Source organism: Rahnella sp. PAMC25617 (genome assembly GCF_050606005.1).
Lineage (GTDB): Bacteria > Pseudomonadota > Gammaproteobacteria > Enterobacterales > Enterobacteriaceae > Rahnella > Rahnella variigena.
Genome location: NZ_JBOCUM010000011.1, coordinates 38,466 through 53,791, shown reverse-complemented (window position 1 = coordinate 53,791; position 15,326 = coordinate 38,466). Strand labels below are relative to the sequence as shown.

The window sequence follows — 15,326 nt, the reverse complement described above, 5'->3', positions numbered from 1 at the left end:
TCAGGAAATATCACGGGAAATTAGTTTTCTTCAGGCCACGGTGTCAATATTTCATAACCCGTTTTCGTCACCGCAATCATATGTTCCCATTGCGCGGACAACGAATGATCTTTAGTCACCACCGTCCAGCCGTCGGGCAGCACTTTGTTTTGCTTTTTACCGGCGTTCAGCATCGGTTCGATGGTGAATAACATGCCTTCCTGCAACACCAGTCCGCGGCCTTTTTCACCGTAATGCAGCACCTGCGGATCTTCGTGATAACCCATGCCGATGCCGTGACCGCAGTATTCTTCTACGATGGAAAACCCTTCGCGTTTCGCTACCGAGGCAATGGCATGACCCACATCACCGAGGGTTGCGCCGGGACGCACCACTTCGATACCGGCCATCATCGCTTCAAAGGTGGTATCCACCAGACGGCGAGCCATAATGCTCGGCTCACCGGCGTAATACATGCGGCTGGTGTCGCCGTACCAGCCATCTTTAATCAGCGCCACGTCGATGTTCACGATGTCGCCTTTCTTCAGTGCTTTATCGGAGGGGATACCGTGGCAAATCACATGGTTGACGGAGGTACACGTGGTTTTCTGATAGCCGTGATAACCGATATTTGCCGGGATCGCCTGTAATTCGTTGACGATAAAATCGTGGCAGATGCGGTCCAGTTCATTGGTCGTGACACCCGGCACCACATAAGGCGTGATCATATGCAGCACCCGCGCCGCCAGTTTACCGGCGATACGCGCTTTATCGATGCCTTCCGGCGTTTTGACCATACGGTTATTGTTGACGAAATATCGGCTGTCTAAACCATTATTCATTGCTTGCCTTCCTGTGTGTGCCGCCGACATTTAACAGCGTGCGGATACTTCCGGTGTTTTCTTCAGATTCCATGCTGCAACGCACCAGCAATTGCGAAATCTCGCTGTGCGTCATGTCCGGATGAGTTTCCATCAGCATACCAATTTTCATCCAGTGCTCGGCCTGCGCGTTGATGGAACGCGTATACGCCAGACTGGCGATGCGCAGATTCTCATGCATCAGTTCGGAGATTTTAATGATACCCATCGGGCGCCCTCGGTAGTATACGAATCATATATGTTTTATATACTACGCAGGTCGCTGCGAATTTTCCAATAAAAAAGCCTCCGCTGAACAGACGGAGGCGTTTTCGCTACATGGCCGGGTTTAGCGGCGTTTACTGGGCAGAGGTGTCTTTTTTCATGGCATCTTTCGACATCGTGTCTTTGGACATAGAGTTTTTGGACATTGAGTCTTTAGACATGCTGTCTTTCTTCATATGATCTTTCGACATGCAGTCTTTGCCCATGTTGTCTTTAGCCATGGAATCTTTACTCATGCTGTCTTTTTTCATGCAGTCTTTCGACATATGGCCCATGGTATCTTTCTTCGCCATCGCGTCAGCAGCATAAGTGGTGCTCACAGCGCCCATCATCAGACAAGCAGACATCATCATTACGGTTAACTTTTTCATGATAAATCCTTCTTTTAGGTTTTGAGATACAAAGGTTGTTGTGGACAGTGTTGATCCTTGAGGATCGTGTTCAGCTTCCGCCGAACCAGTTGTAGCCCTGATCTTCCCAGTAGCCACCAGTGAACTTGTTTGTTATTTCAATGACTTCGATATGCTTTGGATTCTTATAGCCGAGTTTGGTCGGCATTCTGAGCTTCATCGGGAAGCCGTATTTTCGCGGTAAAATCTGGCCGTCATAAGTCAGCGCCAGCAGGGTTTGCGGATGCAGTGCCGTCGCCATATCAATGCTGGTGTAATACTGGTCCGCACATTTAAAACTGACGTATTCCGCGGTCAGATCTGCGCCAATCAGGCGCAAAAAATCACCAAACGGCACGCCGCCCCATTTGCCAATCGCGCTCCAGCCTTCGACACAAATGTGACGAGTCACCTGGCTGACCTGCGCCATTTTGTACAGCGTTGGCAATGACCATTCGCGTTTATCCAGCGCCAGACCGGCGATTTTCAGGCGATAAGCGTTACCGTCTACTTCCGGTGCGTCGTCTTCGGCGTAAAAAGCGTTAAACGGAAACGGACGGGTGATCATCGATTCGGCGTACACCGGCGCCAGGCGTGTCGAGCCAAACAGCCAGCCTTGTACGCGGTCGTTGAATCCAGAAATCTTACCGAGCGCGTTTTCGACGCTGGCGTTATCGCTGATGTCGCAACCTGTGAGCAGCGCGACGCCGCCGAGTGTCAGCCCGCGTTGTAAAAACAGGCGGCGGGAGGGCGCATCCAGTTCGCGGATAATTTGTTTTTTTGCTTCCTGTAAAATGGCTTCGCTGTCGGAAGGGCTGAAAATCTGGCTGATCGTTTTTTTAACGAGGTTTTTCATCATGTCTTCCTTAACGTCCGCGGATCATGGCAATCAGGGTTTTCGGCACCAGCGCCACCATCACGATATGCAGCACCACAAATCCCACCAGTGAAGCCATCGCCAGAAAATGCACATAACGCGCTGTATCAAAGCCGCCCATCAGTTCGCGCAGCAGCGGAAATTGCACGGATTTCCACACCACCAGCCCGGAAAGCACCAGCACGATGCCGTCAAACATCACGAACACATACGCGGCACGTTGCACCATGTTGTAGTGGCGTAAATCGTCGTGTTTCAGCTTGCCGCGCAGGGCGGACAGTAAATCGTTAATGATGCCGCGCGGCGTCAGCGGCCAAAATTTTCGTTTCATGCGGCCGGTAAAAATATTCATCAGCAGATAAAACAGGCCGTTGAAACCAAACAGCCACATCCCGGCAAAGTGCCACTGAATACCGCCACCGAGCCAGCCACCGAGTGTGACGGTTGGCGGAAAATCAAAATTAAACAGCGGTGAGGCGTTATAAATCTGCCAGCCGCTGGTGACCATAATCAGCACCGCCAGCGCGTTCAGCCAGTGCGTCAGACGCAGCCATAACGGATGCACGATGGCGGGTTTTTGTTTTGCCTGTCCGGGTAAATCCGTGTGTATTGTCATGATGAAGTCCGGCTGTCCGTCCTGTGATGAAGCGAGTATTGAGCGGATTTGTTCCCCGATACCTCACGCAAAGTTAAATAAAATGTGATAACTCGCGGGCGGTTGCTTGTGTAGACTCAAACCATTGGGGAACACCACGTTTTGGGATGACATATGGATAAGACGAAGAAGATCCTGATCGTTGAAGATGACGGGGATATCGCAGAACTGCTCAGCCTGCATCTGCGTGATGAGGGTTATGAAATTACGCACGCCGCAGACGGTAATCTGGGCGTGGCGCATCTGGAGAAAGGCGGCTGGGACGCGCTGATCCTCGACCTGATGCTGCCGGGTGTAGACGGCCTGGAAATCTGCCGCCGTGCGCGCAACATGACGCGTTATACGCCGATCATTATTATCAGCGCACGCTCCAGCGAAGTGCATCGGGTGCTCGGGCTGGAACTGGGCGCGGATGATTATCTGGCGAAACCTTTCTCCATGCTGGAACTGGTGGCGAGGGTTAAGGCGCTGTTCCGGCGGCAGGAAGCGATGAGCCGCAATATGAAAATGGACGCCGGTACCCTGAGTTTTTCCGGGCTGGTCATCGACCCGATTGCGCGCGAAGTGATGCTGAATCAGATGCCCGTTGAACTGACGCCGCGTGAGTTTGATTTGCTGTATTTCTTTGCCAAAAATCCCGGCAAAGTGTTCTCGCGCCTCAGCCTGCTCAATCAGGTCTGGGGCTACGAACACGAAGGGTATGAACATACGGTGAACACCCATATCAACCGTCTGCGCATCAAGATAGAAGCTAATCCGGCCGAGCCGGAACGTATTCTGACCGTGTGGGGAAAAGGCTACAAATTCGTGTCTTCCGCTGAAGACGCGCAAGGGTAAATCATGAAAAATCTCACGCTGGCGCAAAGACTGACTCTGGTATTTACGGTGTTACTGATCGCCTGCTGTGCGCTTTCCGGCTATATGCAGGTGCGCTCCAGTAACCAGTACAGCCAGTCGGTGATCCAGCGGCTGTCAGCCAATCTGGCGACGCAGATAGCGGCGAATAATCCGCTGCTCAGCGAGGACGACTGGGATCCGAAAGCAGTGCATACCCTGTTCGATCAGCTGATGGCGGTGAATCCCAGCGTGGAGGTTTATCTGCTGGATAAAGACGGCAATATTGTCGGCAATGCCGCTCCTGCTGGCAGATTGCAACAAAAGCGCATTGATCTCGCGCCGGTTAACGCGCTGCTTCATGGTGCGAAAATGCCGGTATATGGCGACAATCCGCGGGATCCGCAAACTCCGCAGGTCTTCAGTGCTGCGCCGTTGCTGGTCAACGGAGAAACTCAGGGTTACGTGTACATCGTTCTGCTCGGCGATGCTTACACCGCGCTGACCAGTGATGCGCAATATCAGTCGGCGATATCTCTGGCGCTGCGCTCGATGGGGCTGGTGGCGCTGTTTGGTTTGCTGGCCGGTGCGCTGGCGTTCCGCTGGGTGACGCGTCCGGTGCGAAAACTCACGGCACAAATTGCCGAACTTGATACCGGCGGCATGGACGCCATTCAGGCGCTGGCGAAAACGGAGACACCGGCCGGAGCCGCACGTGATGAAGTCACGCAACTGCAACAGGCATTTGTCGCGCTGGCAAAACGTATCGATCAGCAATGGCAAAGCCTGATGGTGCAGGATCAGCAACGGCGTGAATTTATCGCCAATATTTCCCACGATCTGCGTACGCCGCTGACATCGCTGCACGGTTATCTGGAAACGCTGTCGGTGAAATCAGACCATCTGAGCAACGAAGACCGCCAGCGTTATCTGAATATCGCCCTGATGCAGAGTAAAAAAGTTGGCCGTCTGGCGCAGGAATTATTTGAACTGGCGCGGCTGGAATACGGCGTGGTGAAACCGCAGAAAGAGCCATTCTCGCTGAGTGAGCTGGTGCAGGATGTTTTCCAGAAATTCGAGCTGGCAACGGAAACACGCGGGCAAAAATTGCTGGCGGATATCACACCGGGTATTCCGCTGGTGAATGCCGATCTCGGTATGATTGAACGGGTGCTGACCAACCTGCTGGATAACGCCATCCGCTTTACGCCGGAAGGGGGCACGATAGAAATTAAATTGTGGCCGCACGAAGGTCAGGTGATGGTGCAGTTGAAAGACAGCGGACCGGGCATAGCGCCGGAGCTGAAAGACAGCCTGTTTGTACGTCCGTCGATACTCAGTACCAACAAACACCGTGCAGGCGGGCTGGGTCTGATGATTGTCCGCCGCATTCTGCAACTGCACGGCAGCGATATCCAGTTGATTGAACAGCCGAAGCGCGGTGCCTGTTTTCAGTTTTCCGTGCCCGTTTGAATTCCTGGTTTGTTTTTGTAAAGGCATGAAAGAGTGAACTATAATCTTTCACTCTTCATGCTGACTGGACGACCAGAGATTCAGCCATTCTAAGCAGGGACGACCTTGCGTGTTTTCAGGAACTATCATGGCCTGGTTTTATCTGTTTCTCGCCGGTATTTTCGAAGTGGTCTGGTCGACCGCAATGAAAGAATCCCACGGTTTCACCCGCCTTATTCCCAGTATTCTTACGGTTTTCTTCATGATCCTCAGCGTCATTTTGCTGGCGATTTCGATGAAAACGCTGCCGCTCGGCACGTCTTACACCGTCTGGGTCGGTATCGGCGCTATCGGTGCCTTCATTCTCGGCGTGGTGATGTTCGGCGAAAGCCTCAACCCGCTGCGGGTGATCGCCGTGCTGCTGATTTTCTCCGGCGTGGTTCTGCTAAAAGTGGCGACGAAAGGGTAAAGGCGGAAACGCTGATATGACAAAGCCGCTCTGTACAAGGAGCGGCTTTTTGTTTATTGCTTATTGAAAAAGAGCGTCGAGAGCACCTGCTGAGAAACCGGCACCAGCCCGACTTTCAGACCAAAGGGTTTGAAAAGTTTGTTGATAATATCGGAGGTATAATTTCCTTTATCATTTTCCACTTCTGACAGTGTTTTCCGCGATACGGAAACCAGTTTAGCGAAAGCATCTTGTTTTAGCCCCAGCACATTGATCCGCAGTGCTTTTAACGCTTCCCCCTGGCTTACTTCCCCGGATATCAGCGCGCGCAGGATCTGAAGTCTGGCTTCATTCCTTTCATTGGCGCTGACGGGTTTCGTCAGATGAGAGACTCTGCGGCGGGTGCGTGTTTTGACAGCACGGTCCCTCTCTGCCTGGTTCGTGATTTCTGCCGTGGCGCTTTGGGTTCTCTGCGCGGCATTTTTTTTCGCACGTATTTTCGCGATGGTGCTTTTCGCTGAATGGGCCGCAATCAGAGGTTCTTTCATAACAGCCCCCAGCGGCGCAATTTTTCGGGAATATAACTGAAACTTATTGCGGGCATGTTCAGGATCTGTTGCGGGATACCCCGGGCAGCAAGCCGGTCTTTCAGACCTGTCAGTTGCTCAGCAGTCTCATTGAGCGCCCGGAGTAAGTTTTGTGCCGGAATGAGATCATCCAGAGTTTGCGCAATAGCGGGAAAATCATATTCACCGCCAACTTCCAGCGGCGTTTTCCATTTCGTCGTTCTGGCAATCCCTTCAGGATCGGCCTTCATGGGCGCGAAATCGTAGATCGGCGCGAGCCGGATGCTGCCTTCATCCTTGAGAAAAGAGGTATTTCGACCATGGTTATCGCTGTTGCCAAAAATAATATTGAGCAGATCCCGTCGGACCCATTCGGTAACAAACGCCGGGATATCAAAAGAAAAACCCTGCCCTGTCACCATATGGCTGCGGGAAATTTGATTAATCAATGTCCTGAGGGTTTCTTCATGATAGAGCGTGACACCGGGTGCCTTGCGCAGCAGAGAATAGACCGATTCCATCCCCAACCGCCTGACGACACCTTCTTCTTCAAAGGCAATATCAAAACGTGGCAACCACAGTGACGGATAAGTCAGTCCTTCTTCAAGCCGCATATTGTGCGTCGGGATTGTCTCAAATCCCATCGCTTCCAGTTCATGATAGAAATGGAATTCAGCCCGCAAGATATTGCAGTCCACTTCAGTCCTTGCCCCGCGTGGATATTTGACCAGATAAGGAATATCCCGGTTGGCGGGATCACTCTGGTAGGTATCGATCCAGATTTGCTGTTCCCGGTTGCAACGGAGCAGCAGTTTTGGTGCTTCCCCGCCCGCACCTGTCGCCCCCCCGGCAGCGGCACCGCGTTGCTGGGCATAATCCAGAAAGTCTCCTGCCCGGTTTATAACGTCGTCGACGGTGAAAAAGAGTTGTTCAGCAAGGGGGTTATGTTCCGGCAAGGATTCTTTAATGCGCAGGTTACCGACAGGGGACAGGGTGCCATGCTTGAGCAATACAAAATTTTGCTCATCCGGGGTCAGCCCTTCGAGGTCAAGATAGTTGGCCCAATAGCGGCGGCTGGAGCCGCTGGGAATGATGTCATCGAGAAATTTCAGCCATCCGCGTTGCCCGTTATCATCGAAAAAGAGGGCAACCGGATGGTTAAGTGATACGGCGCGGTTATCGTCCCGGTCGAGGTTATCAATTGCATAATCGAAAAGATAATTAAGTTCAGTCAGGCGATAGTTGTTTTGTTCGCTGTCGGGAAAAGTGATGTTAGCAATATCCACCCACTCATTATTGAGAAAAGCCTGTAACGTTAACTGTTCCATAAGATCCCCTTTACTTATGAGTGGCATATTACTCGTTAATAAAGAATAGTCCATTTAACGTTACCTAAAACACCCATTATTCGGCTTTTTCGAATTTATTGCGTTTTATATCACTCGTTAATTTTCGCTACTCAACGACAAAGCCGCTCTGTAAAAGGAGCGGCTTTTGTTTTGAATAACAAACTTCAGCAAATCATTTGTACAACACAGCGGTACCATGAATGCGGTTCTGACCACCGGCTTCGATGATTTTATAAGAACTGGCACCGGCAGCAGCGGCTTTGGCGGCGAAAGTGGATTCCAGACCATCTAAGGTATTGTCAGAGGCCGTTATGGTGCCGATTTCAGCCGCGAAGCTACCGAAAGAAACTGTGGTGAGTGCAGCAGCGATAACGAAAGTTTTGATAGATTTCATGATGTCATTCCTTCTCAATGTTTGTTTGGGGAAGGCCGTGTGCCTTCGATGAGAAGAAGAATAGCGCCGTGCGACCGGAAGGGATAGCGGAGTGATTTGCTTATGTTGTTCGAAAAAATTGAATTAAATGCCGGGGGGATTAAAAAGCCCCGTTTCCGGGGCATGAGATCAGAACCTTTCCCCTTCCAGCGTCGAATCACACAGCGCAAAAATCTCGCTCCAGCCTTCGCCAGAAGCCAGCAGTTGCTGAATGTGCAGCGCGACATCGCTGCGGCGCACGCGGCCGTGGGCTTCGGTTTGGATCAGATGCGCTTTGCCTGTCGCATCGCCATTCATCAGGCCGCCGGGACGCAGGATGCACCAGTCCAGCGTGCTGGTTTGCAGCCAGCTTTCGGCCAGCGATTTCTCACGCACCGCCTGCCCGAACGCCTGTTTTGCGCGTGTGGATAGCGTCGGCCAGCTGTCGCCGCAGCCAATGGAAGTTACCAGCAACATCTGACGGATCCCGGCCTGCTCTGCAGTATCAATGATCAACCGGTTAGCGGTGTAATCGGCGAGTTTGCCGCCCAGTGTTGACACGATTTGTGCCCCGCTGCCTGCCATTTGGCAGGCCTGTAAAACGTCGGCGGGATTAAGCGCATCGCCCTCAATGACGGTCACACCACGTGCGCGCAAGGTTTGCGCCTGTTCGGCGTTGCGGATAAGCGCGACCACCGGACGTTCCTGCGCCGTCAGCGCCACCAGTTCAGCGCCGACGCCGCTGCCTGCGCCAAAAATCAGCAAAGTGTTCAAGGTTGGTTCTCTCTCTCAGCCAGAAGGGCGGGAAGGGCACGAAATGCATTCAGCTGATCGGTCAGTAATTCACGATGGCTGTCGCGCCCGACGAAAACCTTGAGCATGGCATAACCGGAAGCGTTTAAAAACCAGACACTTGCTGTGCTCATTCCCATAAACGGACGTTCAACCAGTGCAATGTGCTGACAGTGTGTCGCGCGGATATGCCCGCTCATGCCCTGTTTGCCGCGCAGGTTAAAGTAACCGTGACGATGTGTGCCGGACGGCAATTCGCCATGGAATTCGAGGATCAGATCGTCATTATTAACCAGCGTCGTGACGTCGCCCCAGCCGGTGATGTTGTCCCAGACGGTGTCGAAATGGGTTCCGGCAAACAGATAACTTCCCGGCAGGTTCTGAATCACTTCCAGCGGCGTGATTCGGTATTCACGGGCGATATCTTCGACGGTGCCGTCGGGCTGAGTGGCGAGAAAGTCGATCAGGGACTGAAGTTTATCCGTTGGCATGAGTGGTATTCCGTAAAGTCAGTTGTGGGATCAATGTCTGTAAGGCCTGCAACATATTGCTGGCCCAGAAACGCCCGGCAGGCGTGAGATTAAAACGCGGGCCTTCGTTGAGCATCAGGCCGCATTGTTGCCATTGCTGTAACAAGGGTTCGAGCGGGAAAGGATTTTCGATGATACGGCTAAGATCATAACGGCCCGCCTCGATGCCGCCCTGTAAATCCAGCCGCCAGCGGTGCTCAGCGGTCGTCGCTGCGGTCATCATCATGATCGGTTTCTGTCCGGCATCCATCTGCTGGTAATACATCTCCAGGCTGCGTGCGGTCATGTACGATTGCCCGCCGAGATTGCCGCCTGCACCGCTGCCAAAAGCCAGACAGTCGGCACCTTTTTTGATCAGCAAATTGTACAGATTGCGTTCCCGCGTGGTGCGCGCCCAGTGACTGTTACTTATCTGATGCCAGCCGTCGCGTGCCAGAAAAGCTTCACCTTCGAGGTAAAAATCACGACGCTGAGTGACATCCGGCAGCGACACGCGTTTATTTTCCACCGCTTTGCCCAGCGGCGTGGAAGGCAGCAGATTCAGGGCGTAAAGATCGACGCCATCCAGCGGTAAATCACGGACGATCTGCAAATCTTCCCGCCAGCTTTCCGGCGTCTGTTCCGGTAATCCGAACATCAGGTCGCAGACCACCGCAGCGCGATCACGCTCCCCGAGTTTACGCAAAAACTGTATCGCTTCTTCACGGCTGGCGCGGCGTCCCATACGCTGGCGGACACGGGTATCAAACGTCTGAATACCAATCGAAAAACGGTTTGCGCCCGCCTCCAGACAGGCGTCGATGCGCTCGTCATCGAAATTAAGGATCCGTCCCTCGACGGTGATTTCGCAATCCGGTGCCAGCGGCAAACAGCGACGCAGCGTGCTGATGATCCGGTGCAGCTGTTTTGCGCTGAGTGCCGTCGGTGTGCCGCCACCAAAATACATAGCGTGGACAGGCGCCGACTGATGCAGCGGCGAACCGGCTTCCTGTTCGATCTCCCGGATCAGGTAATCGCAATACTGTTCTGTGGCTTCCGCTTCCAGTTTGTTCTGGTAGAACCCGCAAAATTTACAGTGCGTCGCACAAAAGGGGATATGCAGATAGACCAGACGCTTATTGGCCGGAAGCTGGCGCTGACAAAGCGCCTGCCACTGAGCGGGGATCTCCTGCGGCGGAACCGGCTGCTGTGGCCGCCAGGGCATCACCGCCCAGCGGTCCGGGAACGGCAGTCCGTCTGCGGCAGCGTAAAAACGCGTGAAGTCTAAGCTCATTGAGTTTGTCTTCTCCTGAAGAAATCATCATTCATTCGCGGACATTAAACGATAATGATTATCATTCGATCAAACCCAAAACGCATTTGCGATGATCTGTATCAAGTTTGGAAAAGGGAAGTCTGTTGAGGAAAATCAGTTCAGCGCTTCGCCTTATCCCGCCTCGGTCTGACCGCAATATCTGTGATTTGGGTGTCGTCACTGGCGTCGATCACCAGACGTACTGCCGCAGCCACTGATTTCGGCGTGCTGTATTCGCGCGGGTCGATGGCTTCAAAGTTGCCCTGACTTTCGCGAGTTTTGCGATTCATCGGCGTGTCTGTCGGGCCGGGTGCGACGGTGGAAACACGCACGCCGTGTTCGCTTTCTTCCTGCCGCAGCGCGTGGGCGAGGGCGCTGAGGGCAAATTTTGACGCGCAATACACCATGTTTCCGCCATCGGCTTTGGTACCGGATCCTGAACCGATAAACACCACCTGACCTTCCTGTTTTCTCAGCGCCGGTAATGCCAGTTTCGTGAATTCAGCGGGGGCAAACACGTTAATGGAAAACTGCTGCTGCCAGTCCTCTGGCGTTGCATTTTCAAGACGTAACGGTTTGGAAATGGCCGCCGAATGCACCAGCACATCAATCGCCGGTATTTCACCGACAAACCGCGCAATGGCGTCAAAATCATGCAGGTCAATTTCAACAGCATCGACATTTTCAATCAGCCGCAGCGCAATCAGGCTGTCTTTATTACGCCCGAGGGCATAAACGCGATGGTCGCGCGCCAGATTGTGGACAACCGCCAGTCCGATACCGCTGGTACCGCCGGTGACCACTGCAACAGGGAATGAACTCATGATGTTTTCCTTAGGTTTTTTCATCAAGTTATCAGCTTTGCGCAGGGCGAACGACTGCGTTTATTGGATTAGCTTTTGCACGGAGTGGAATAGTGATGCTGTTTTTTGGAATAATAAAAAAAAGGGATTAATTCTTTATTTATCCCGCCGCTTACATCCTGACTAAATCGGTAAATAAACTGTGGAAAGAGGCCCTAATGCGAGATGAGAATACTGGCGGAGAATATATGCGCGAAGAAAATTCCTAAAAAATCGGAATAGGCACCCAATTGTTATTAATTTCCCCAATATTTTGTCTTACCAAAAGCTGCATTCTTATCATGCTCAGATTATCTTGTGCTGATTGCTTTCATTTTTATGTGAATTTTCATGATTTTTTTCATGTTTAACGGCTTGCTATAGAGCAAAAATCTTAACAAATGGGTTATTCAACTTAATATAGCGCAGCCTGAGTGGTTGTTAGTATATTGATCTGGCGGGAGCAAGGGTTGCTCTCAGAGTCAGGGCGAAAATATCGCTTAATAACGACGCCATCAATATCTCAAGGACTTACAATGTTTAACACTAAAAATAAAACGCTGGTTATTGCTTTATCTGCCCTTATTTCAGCTTCTGCTTTCGCAGCTGATGATCCGACGCCACCGGCGGGTGCCGATAATGGTTCCGGACGTATTCATTTCACCGGAACCGTGATTAATGCACCTTGCTCTGTCGCGGCAGGGGATGAAGACATTAATGTGAATATGGGACAGGTAGCGAATAAAGTGCTCGAAAGTGGCAGCAAATATTCGCAAAACGTGAACTACACGATTCACCTGCAAGACTGCGACCTGGCGGCCCAAACCGTGGGTACTGTGGCTTATCCTGCGGTTTCTAAAGTCGCGGTGTCATTTACCGGCACACCTGACAGCAGTGCAACTGAACTGCTGGCGAATACCGGCAGTGCCAAGGGTGCGGGCATCCGCCTGATTGACGCTAACGGCGATTTGCTGAAAGTCGGTGATACCTCTAAAGATATTGATCTGGTGACGGGTAATAATAATCTGGTCTTTGCTGCGCGTGTGGAAGCCAATACTCAGCCTGTTGCCACCGGTACTCTTGTTTCTCAGGCAACTTACGCCCTGAATTATAAATAAACGTCCGCTATCACTTGGGGGGAGTATTTCCCCCTTTTTATCTTTGCCAGTACCGGGGTTTTCGATTTATTACCATAAACAAGTGATTTTATTATGGCAGTTGCGATGGAAAGGATTTTCACAGGGAAACGGGCAGTTACCGGCGTTGTTTTATTTTTATCAGGATGTTGTATTTCAGTCAGAATTTTCGCAGTGGAATTTAACGTTAACTTTATTGATTCCGCCGACCGTAATAATGTCGATTTATCGCGTTTTCAGGTGGCTGATTATATCGCACCCGGCGAATACCTGCTGGATGTGGTACTCAATGGCCGCACGCTCGGCGATCAAAGCCTGATAAAGTATTATGCCTCACAAGATAATAAAAACAGCCGCCTTTGTCTGCCGCCCGCGCTGGTGGATAAATTCGATCTGACGAAGGATGCCCGCCAAAAGCTGACGCTCTGGCATCACGGCGAATGTACCTCTTTAGACCGGCAATCAGAAGTCACCGCCCGCTATGACCAGGAAAAACAAACGCTGAACATTAGCATTCCGCAGGCGTGGCTGGTTTTTCACGACCAGAACTGGGTGCCGCCTTCACAGTGGGATAACGGCGTGAACGGCGCGTTGCTCGATTACAACCTGCTCGGCAGCAAATACATGCCGCATTCTGGCGACAGTACCACCAGTTTCAGCAGCTACGGCACCACCGGTTTTAACCTCGGGCCGTGGCGTGCCCGTGCGGATTATCAGTATTCATCGTCGCGTACCTCCGGCACACCGGCCAGCGATCAATTCACCTGGACGCAGAGCTATTTGTATCGCGCTTTACCGTCGATGGGGGCACGACTGACGGGCGGACAAACTTATCTGAGTTCTGACATTTTCGATTCTTTCCGCTTTCTTGGCGCTTCACTGAACAGTGACCAGCGCATGTTACCGCCTTCATTACGCGGTTATGCGCCACAGGTCACCGGCATCGCCAAAACCAACGCGAAAGTGAGCATCAGCCAGAACGGTCGAGTGATTTATCAGACCAATGTGTCGCCGGGGCCGTTCGTGGTTCAGGATTTAACCGAAGCGGTTCAGGGCGCGCTGGACGTGAAAATAGAGGAAGAAAACGGCAGCGTCACGACCTATCAGGTGACCACCGCGACTATTCCGTTTCTGACCCGCAAAGGCCAGGTGCGCTTCAAAACGGCGATGGGTAAACCGACCACCGGCAGCAGTCATCACGTTTTGCAGCCCGGTTTTTACAGTGGCGAAATGTCGTGGGGCGCGCTGAATGATTTCTCGGTATATGGCGGCCTGATTGCCACAACCGGCAACTATCAGGCGCAGGCGGTCGGTGTCGGACAAAACCTGCAAAAGCTCGGCGCGGTGTCTTTTGATGTCACACGATCTTCGGCGACCGTGCCGGTGGCGGGTGAGCAAACCGGCCTGAGTTACCGCGCCAACTATTCCAAACGTTTCGACTCCACCGGTAGCCAGATAACCTTTGCCGGATACCGTTTCTCGGAAAAAACCTTCATGTCGTTCAGCCAGTATCTCGACAAGATGAACGGCGACGGTTATTCGCGCGACGATAAACAAACCTACACCGTTACCGCTAACCAGTATCTGCCGTGGCCGGCCATCACCTTGTATCTGTCAGCGACGCACAAAATCTACTGGAACGAGAGTGCCAGTAACAACTACAGCGCGTCGGTGAGCAAGATTTTCGACATCGGGCGCTTTACCGGCATTTCCGCGACGTTCTTCGCCAGCAAACTGAATTACCGCAGAACCGATGAAAACCAGATGTTTTTGTCGCTGAGTCTGCCGCTGTCTTCCGGGCAGCAAATCAGTTACGACGCGCAGCAGGACTCGCAAAACGGTTTCTCGCAAACGGCGTCCTATTACAATAGTCAGGATCCAAATAACAGCTGGCGCGTGGGCGTGGGGGGAAGCAGTCCGGATCTGCAAAAAGGCCAGGGTGTGTTCCGCACGAACTACCAGCACATGTCACCTTACGGGCAGTTCGGGGCTAACGGCAGCGTGAAAAATAACGATTACCGCTCGGTGAATGCTAACTGGTACGGCTCGATGACCGCCACCGCGGCGGGTGCGGCGCTGCATCAGAGCAGCGCGGGCAACGAGCCGCGCATGATGTTATCAACGGGCGTAAAGGGGATCCCGGTCAGCGACGGCGCATCAGTCACCAACGATTACGGGATCGCGGTGGTCAACGGTGTGTCGAGCTACCAGACCTCTGATATTCGCGTGGATGTGAATAATTTGCCGGACGACATAGAAGTTTACGGCTCGGTGGTCAGTAAAACGCTGACCGAAGGGGCGATTGGTTTTCGCAAAATGCGCGCGATCAAAGGCGAACGTCTGATGGCGGTGATCCGTCTGAAAGACGGCAGTCATCCGCCGCTCGGTGCGGCCGTCACCGACAACAGCTCAGGTTTTGAAGCGGGACTTGTCGGCGACGGCGGACTGGCGTATCTGGCCGGAGTGTCCGGCGAAAAATCTCTGACCGTGCACTGGGGCGAAGGGCAGCAATGTCAGATTCAGGTGCCGTCAGACCCCGGCGCCCGCGCCGGACAAATTTTGCTACCGTGCAGCTAATGAAAACTGAAAACCAATCATACAAATTTTACGAGGAAAGGAAGTCCTG

Annotated in this window: 17 protein-coding genes; 5 read left to right on the top strand and 12 right to left on the bottom strand. The window is 52.5% G+C overall.

The annotated features are described in order from the left end of the window. Positions 1–20 precede the first annotated feature (20 nt). The 5 genes from map to ACM615_RS14755 form a co-directional block, all read right to left on the bottom strand. Positions 21–776, bottom strand: a complete 756-nt coding sequence (gene map, locus ACM615_RS14775; RefSeq protein ID WP_369920805.1) for a type I methionyl aminopeptidase — start codon at positions 774–776, stop codon at positions 21–23. 37 nt (positions 777–813) lie between these two features. Continuing rightward, entirely contained in the window at positions 814–1,068 is a 255-nt protein-coding gene (locus ACM615_RS14770) for a ParD-like family protein (protein ID WP_112289129.1), read from the bottom strand. Positions 1,069–1,198: 130 nt separating this feature from the next. After that, complete coding sequence (locus tag ACM615_RS14765; RefSeq protein ID WP_431012098.1) at positions 1,199–1,495, bottom strand: pentapeptide MXKDX repeat protein; 297 nt, start codon at positions 1,493–1,495, stop codon at positions 1,199–1,201. 70 nt (positions 1,496–1,565) lie between these two features. Beyond that, positions 1,566–2,369: a molybdopterin-dependent oxidoreductase gene (locus ACM615_RS14760; RefSeq protein WP_192878654.1), complete on the bottom strand. Its 804-nt coding sequence runs from the start codon at positions 2,367–2,369 to the stop codon at positions 1,566–1,568. A 10-nt stretch (positions 2,370–2,379) separates the two neighbouring features. Further along, on the bottom strand, positions 2,380–3,006 hold the full coding sequence (locus tag ACM615_RS14755; protein WP_129638880.1) for a cytochrome b/b6 domain-containing protein: 627 nt from the start codon (positions 3,004–3,006) through the stop codon (positions 2,380–2,382). A gap of 153 nt (positions 3,007–3,159) precedes the next feature. On the opposite strand from ACM615_RS14755, the gene ACM615_RS14750 reads away from it, so the two are divergent. The 3 genes from ACM615_RS14750 to ACM615_RS14740 all read left to right on the top strand — a co-directional run bounded on the left by ACM615_RS14750 (position 3,160) and on the right by ACM615_RS14740 (position 5,800). Beyond that, complete coding sequence (locus ACM615_RS14750; protein ID WP_129638879.1) at positions 3,160–3,882, top strand: response regulator transcription factor; 723 nt, start codon at positions 3,160–3,162, stop codon at positions 3,880–3,882. 3 nt (positions 3,883–3,885) lie between these two features. Then, the gene (locus ACM615_RS14745; RefSeq protein WP_431012097.1) at positions 3,886–5,352 is read left to right on the top strand and encodes a HAMP domain-containing sensor histidine kinase; all 1,467 of its coding nucleotides are present in this window, start codon (positions 3,886–3,888) and stop codon (positions 5,350–5,352) included. A 127-nt stretch (positions 5,353–5,479) separates the two neighbouring features. Continuing rightward, positions 5,480–5,800, top strand: a complete 321-nt coding sequence (locus ACM615_RS14740; RefSeq protein WP_112289135.1) for a DMT family transporter — start codon at positions 5,480–5,482, stop codon at positions 5,798–5,800. 53 nt (positions 5,801–5,853) lie between these two features. Here the strand turns inward: ACM615_RS14740 and ACM615_RS14735 are convergent, their stop codons facing one another. From ACM615_RS14735 to ACM615_RS14705, 7 genes are all read right to left on the bottom strand, one after another. Beyond that, the gene (locus tag ACM615_RS14735; RefSeq protein ID WP_431012096.1) at positions 5,854–6,327 is read right to left on the bottom strand and encodes a helix-turn-helix transcriptional regulator; all 474 of its coding nucleotides are present in this window, start codon (positions 6,325–6,327) and stop codon (positions 5,854–5,856) included. Then, on the bottom strand, positions 6,324–7,673 hold the full coding sequence (locus ACM615_RS14730) for a type II toxin-antitoxin system HipA family toxin (protein ID WP_431012118.1): 1,350 nt from the start codon (positions 7,671–7,673) through the stop codon (positions 6,324–6,326). Before ACM615_RS14730 ends, ACM615_RS14735 begins: the two co-directional genes overlap by 4 nt. Positions 7,674–7,866: 193 nt before the next feature. Further along, positions 7,867–8,088 carry a YdgH/BhsA/McbA-like domain containing protein gene (locus ACM615_RS14725; protein WP_129638877.1) on the bottom strand — a complete coding sequence of 74 codons (222 nt, stop codon included), beginning with the start codon at positions 8,086–8,088 and terminating at the stop codon, positions 7,867–7,869. A gap of 168 nt (positions 8,089–8,256) precedes the next feature. Continuing rightward, positions 8,257–8,880: an NAD(P)-binding oxidoreductase gene (locus tag ACM615_RS14720; RefSeq protein WP_431012095.1), complete on the bottom strand. Its 624-nt coding sequence runs from the start codon at positions 8,878–8,880 to the stop codon at positions 8,257–8,259. Continuing rightward, positions 8,877–9,389 carry a heme utilization cystosolic carrier protein HutX gene (gene hutX / locus ACM615_RS14715; protein WP_431012094.1) on the bottom strand — a complete coding sequence of 171 codons (513 nt, stop codon included), beginning with the start codon at positions 9,387–9,389 and terminating at the stop codon, positions 8,877–8,879. The genes ACM615_RS14720 and hutX overlap by 4 nt, the downstream gene beginning before the upstream one ends. Next, positions 9,376–10,701 (bottom strand): heme anaerobic degradation radical SAM methyltransferase ChuW/HutW, encoded by a 1,326-nt coding sequence (gene hutW, locus ACM615_RS14710; protein WP_431012093.1) that lies wholly within the window; start codon positions 10,699–10,701, stop codon positions 9,376–9,378. The genes hutX and hutW overlap by 14 nt, the downstream gene beginning before the upstream one ends. A 140-nt stretch (positions 10,702–10,841) precedes the next feature. Continuing rightward, entirely contained in the window at positions 10,842–11,546 is a 705-nt protein-coding gene (locus ACM615_RS14705; protein WP_431012092.1) for an SDR family oxidoreductase, read from the bottom strand. 554 nt (positions 11,547–12,100) lie between these two features. On the opposite strand from ACM615_RS14705, the gene ACM615_RS14700 reads away from it, so the two are divergent. Then, complete coding sequence (locus ACM615_RS14700) at positions 12,101–12,682, top strand: fimbrial protein (RefSeq protein WP_113877688.1); 582 nt, start codon at positions 12,101–12,103, stop codon at positions 12,680–12,682. A 192-nt stretch (positions 12,683–12,874) separates the two neighbouring features. Continuing rightward, positions 12,875–15,277, top strand: a complete 2,403-nt coding sequence (locus tag ACM615_RS14695) for a fimbria/pilus outer membrane usher protein (RefSeq protein ID WP_243701026.1) — start codon at positions 12,875–12,877, stop codon at positions 15,275–15,277. Positions 15,278–15,326 lie beyond the last annotated feature (49 nt).

Bases quoted from the DNA above. Each gene is read 5' to 3' on its own strand.
- ACM615_RS14735 (WP_431012096.1), bottom strand. From the start codon at position 6,327: ATGAAAGAACCTCTGATTGCGGCCCATTCAGCGAAAAGCACCATCGCG.
- hutW (WP_431012093.1), bottom strand. From the start codon at position 10,701: ATGAGCTTAGACTTCACGCGTTTTTACGCTGCCGCAGACGGACTGCCG.
- ACM615_RS14700 (WP_113877688.1), top strand. From the start codon at position 12,101: ATGTTTAACACTAAAAATAAAACGCTGGTTATTGCTTTATCTGCCCTT.
- ACM615_RS14750 (WP_129638879.1), top strand. From the start codon at position 3,160: ATGGATAAGACGAAGAAGATCCTGATCGTTGAAGATGACGGGGATATC.
- ACM615_RS14730 (WP_431012118.1), bottom strand. From the start codon at position 7,673: ATGGAACAGTTAACGTTACAGGCTTTTCTCAATAATGAGTGGGTGGAT.
- hutX (WP_431012094.1), bottom strand. From the start codon at position 9,389: ATGCCAACGGATAAACTTCAGTCCCTGATCGACTTTCTCGCCACTCAG.
- ACM615_RS14725 (WP_129638877.1), bottom strand. From the start codon at position 8,088: ATGAAATCTATCAAAACTTTCGTTATCGCTGCTGCACTCACCACAGTT.
- ACM615_RS14740 (WP_112289135.1), top strand. From the start codon at position 5,480: ATGGCCTGGTTTTATCTGTTTCTCGCCGGTATTTTCGAAGTGGTCTGG.
- ACM615_RS14765 (WP_431012098.1), bottom strand. From the start codon at position 1,495: ATGAAAAAGTTAACCGTAATGATGATGTCTGCTTGTCTGATGATGGGC.
- ACM615_RS14705 (WP_431012092.1), bottom strand. From the start codon at position 11,546: ATGAGTTCATTCCCTGTTGCAGTGGTCACCGGCGGTACCAGCGGTATC.
- ACM615_RS14745 (WP_431012097.1), top strand. From the start codon at position 3,886: ATGAAAAATCTCACGCTGGCGCAAAGACTGACTCTGGTATTTACGGTG.
- ACM615_RS14755 (WP_129638880.1), bottom strand. From the start codon at position 3,006: ATGACAATACACACGGATTTACCCGGACAGGCAAAACAAAAACCCGCC.
- map (WP_369920805.1), bottom strand. From the start codon at position 776: ATGGTCAAAACGCCGGAAGGCATCGATAAAGCGCGTATCGCCGGTAAA.
- ACM615_RS14760 (WP_192878654.1), bottom strand. From the start codon at position 2,369: ATGAAAAACCTCGTTAAAAAAACGATCAGCCAGATTTTCAGCCCTTCC.
- ACM615_RS14770 (WP_112289129.1), bottom strand. From the start codon at position 1,068: ATGGGTATCATTAAAATCTCCGAACTGATGCATGAGAATCTGCGCATC.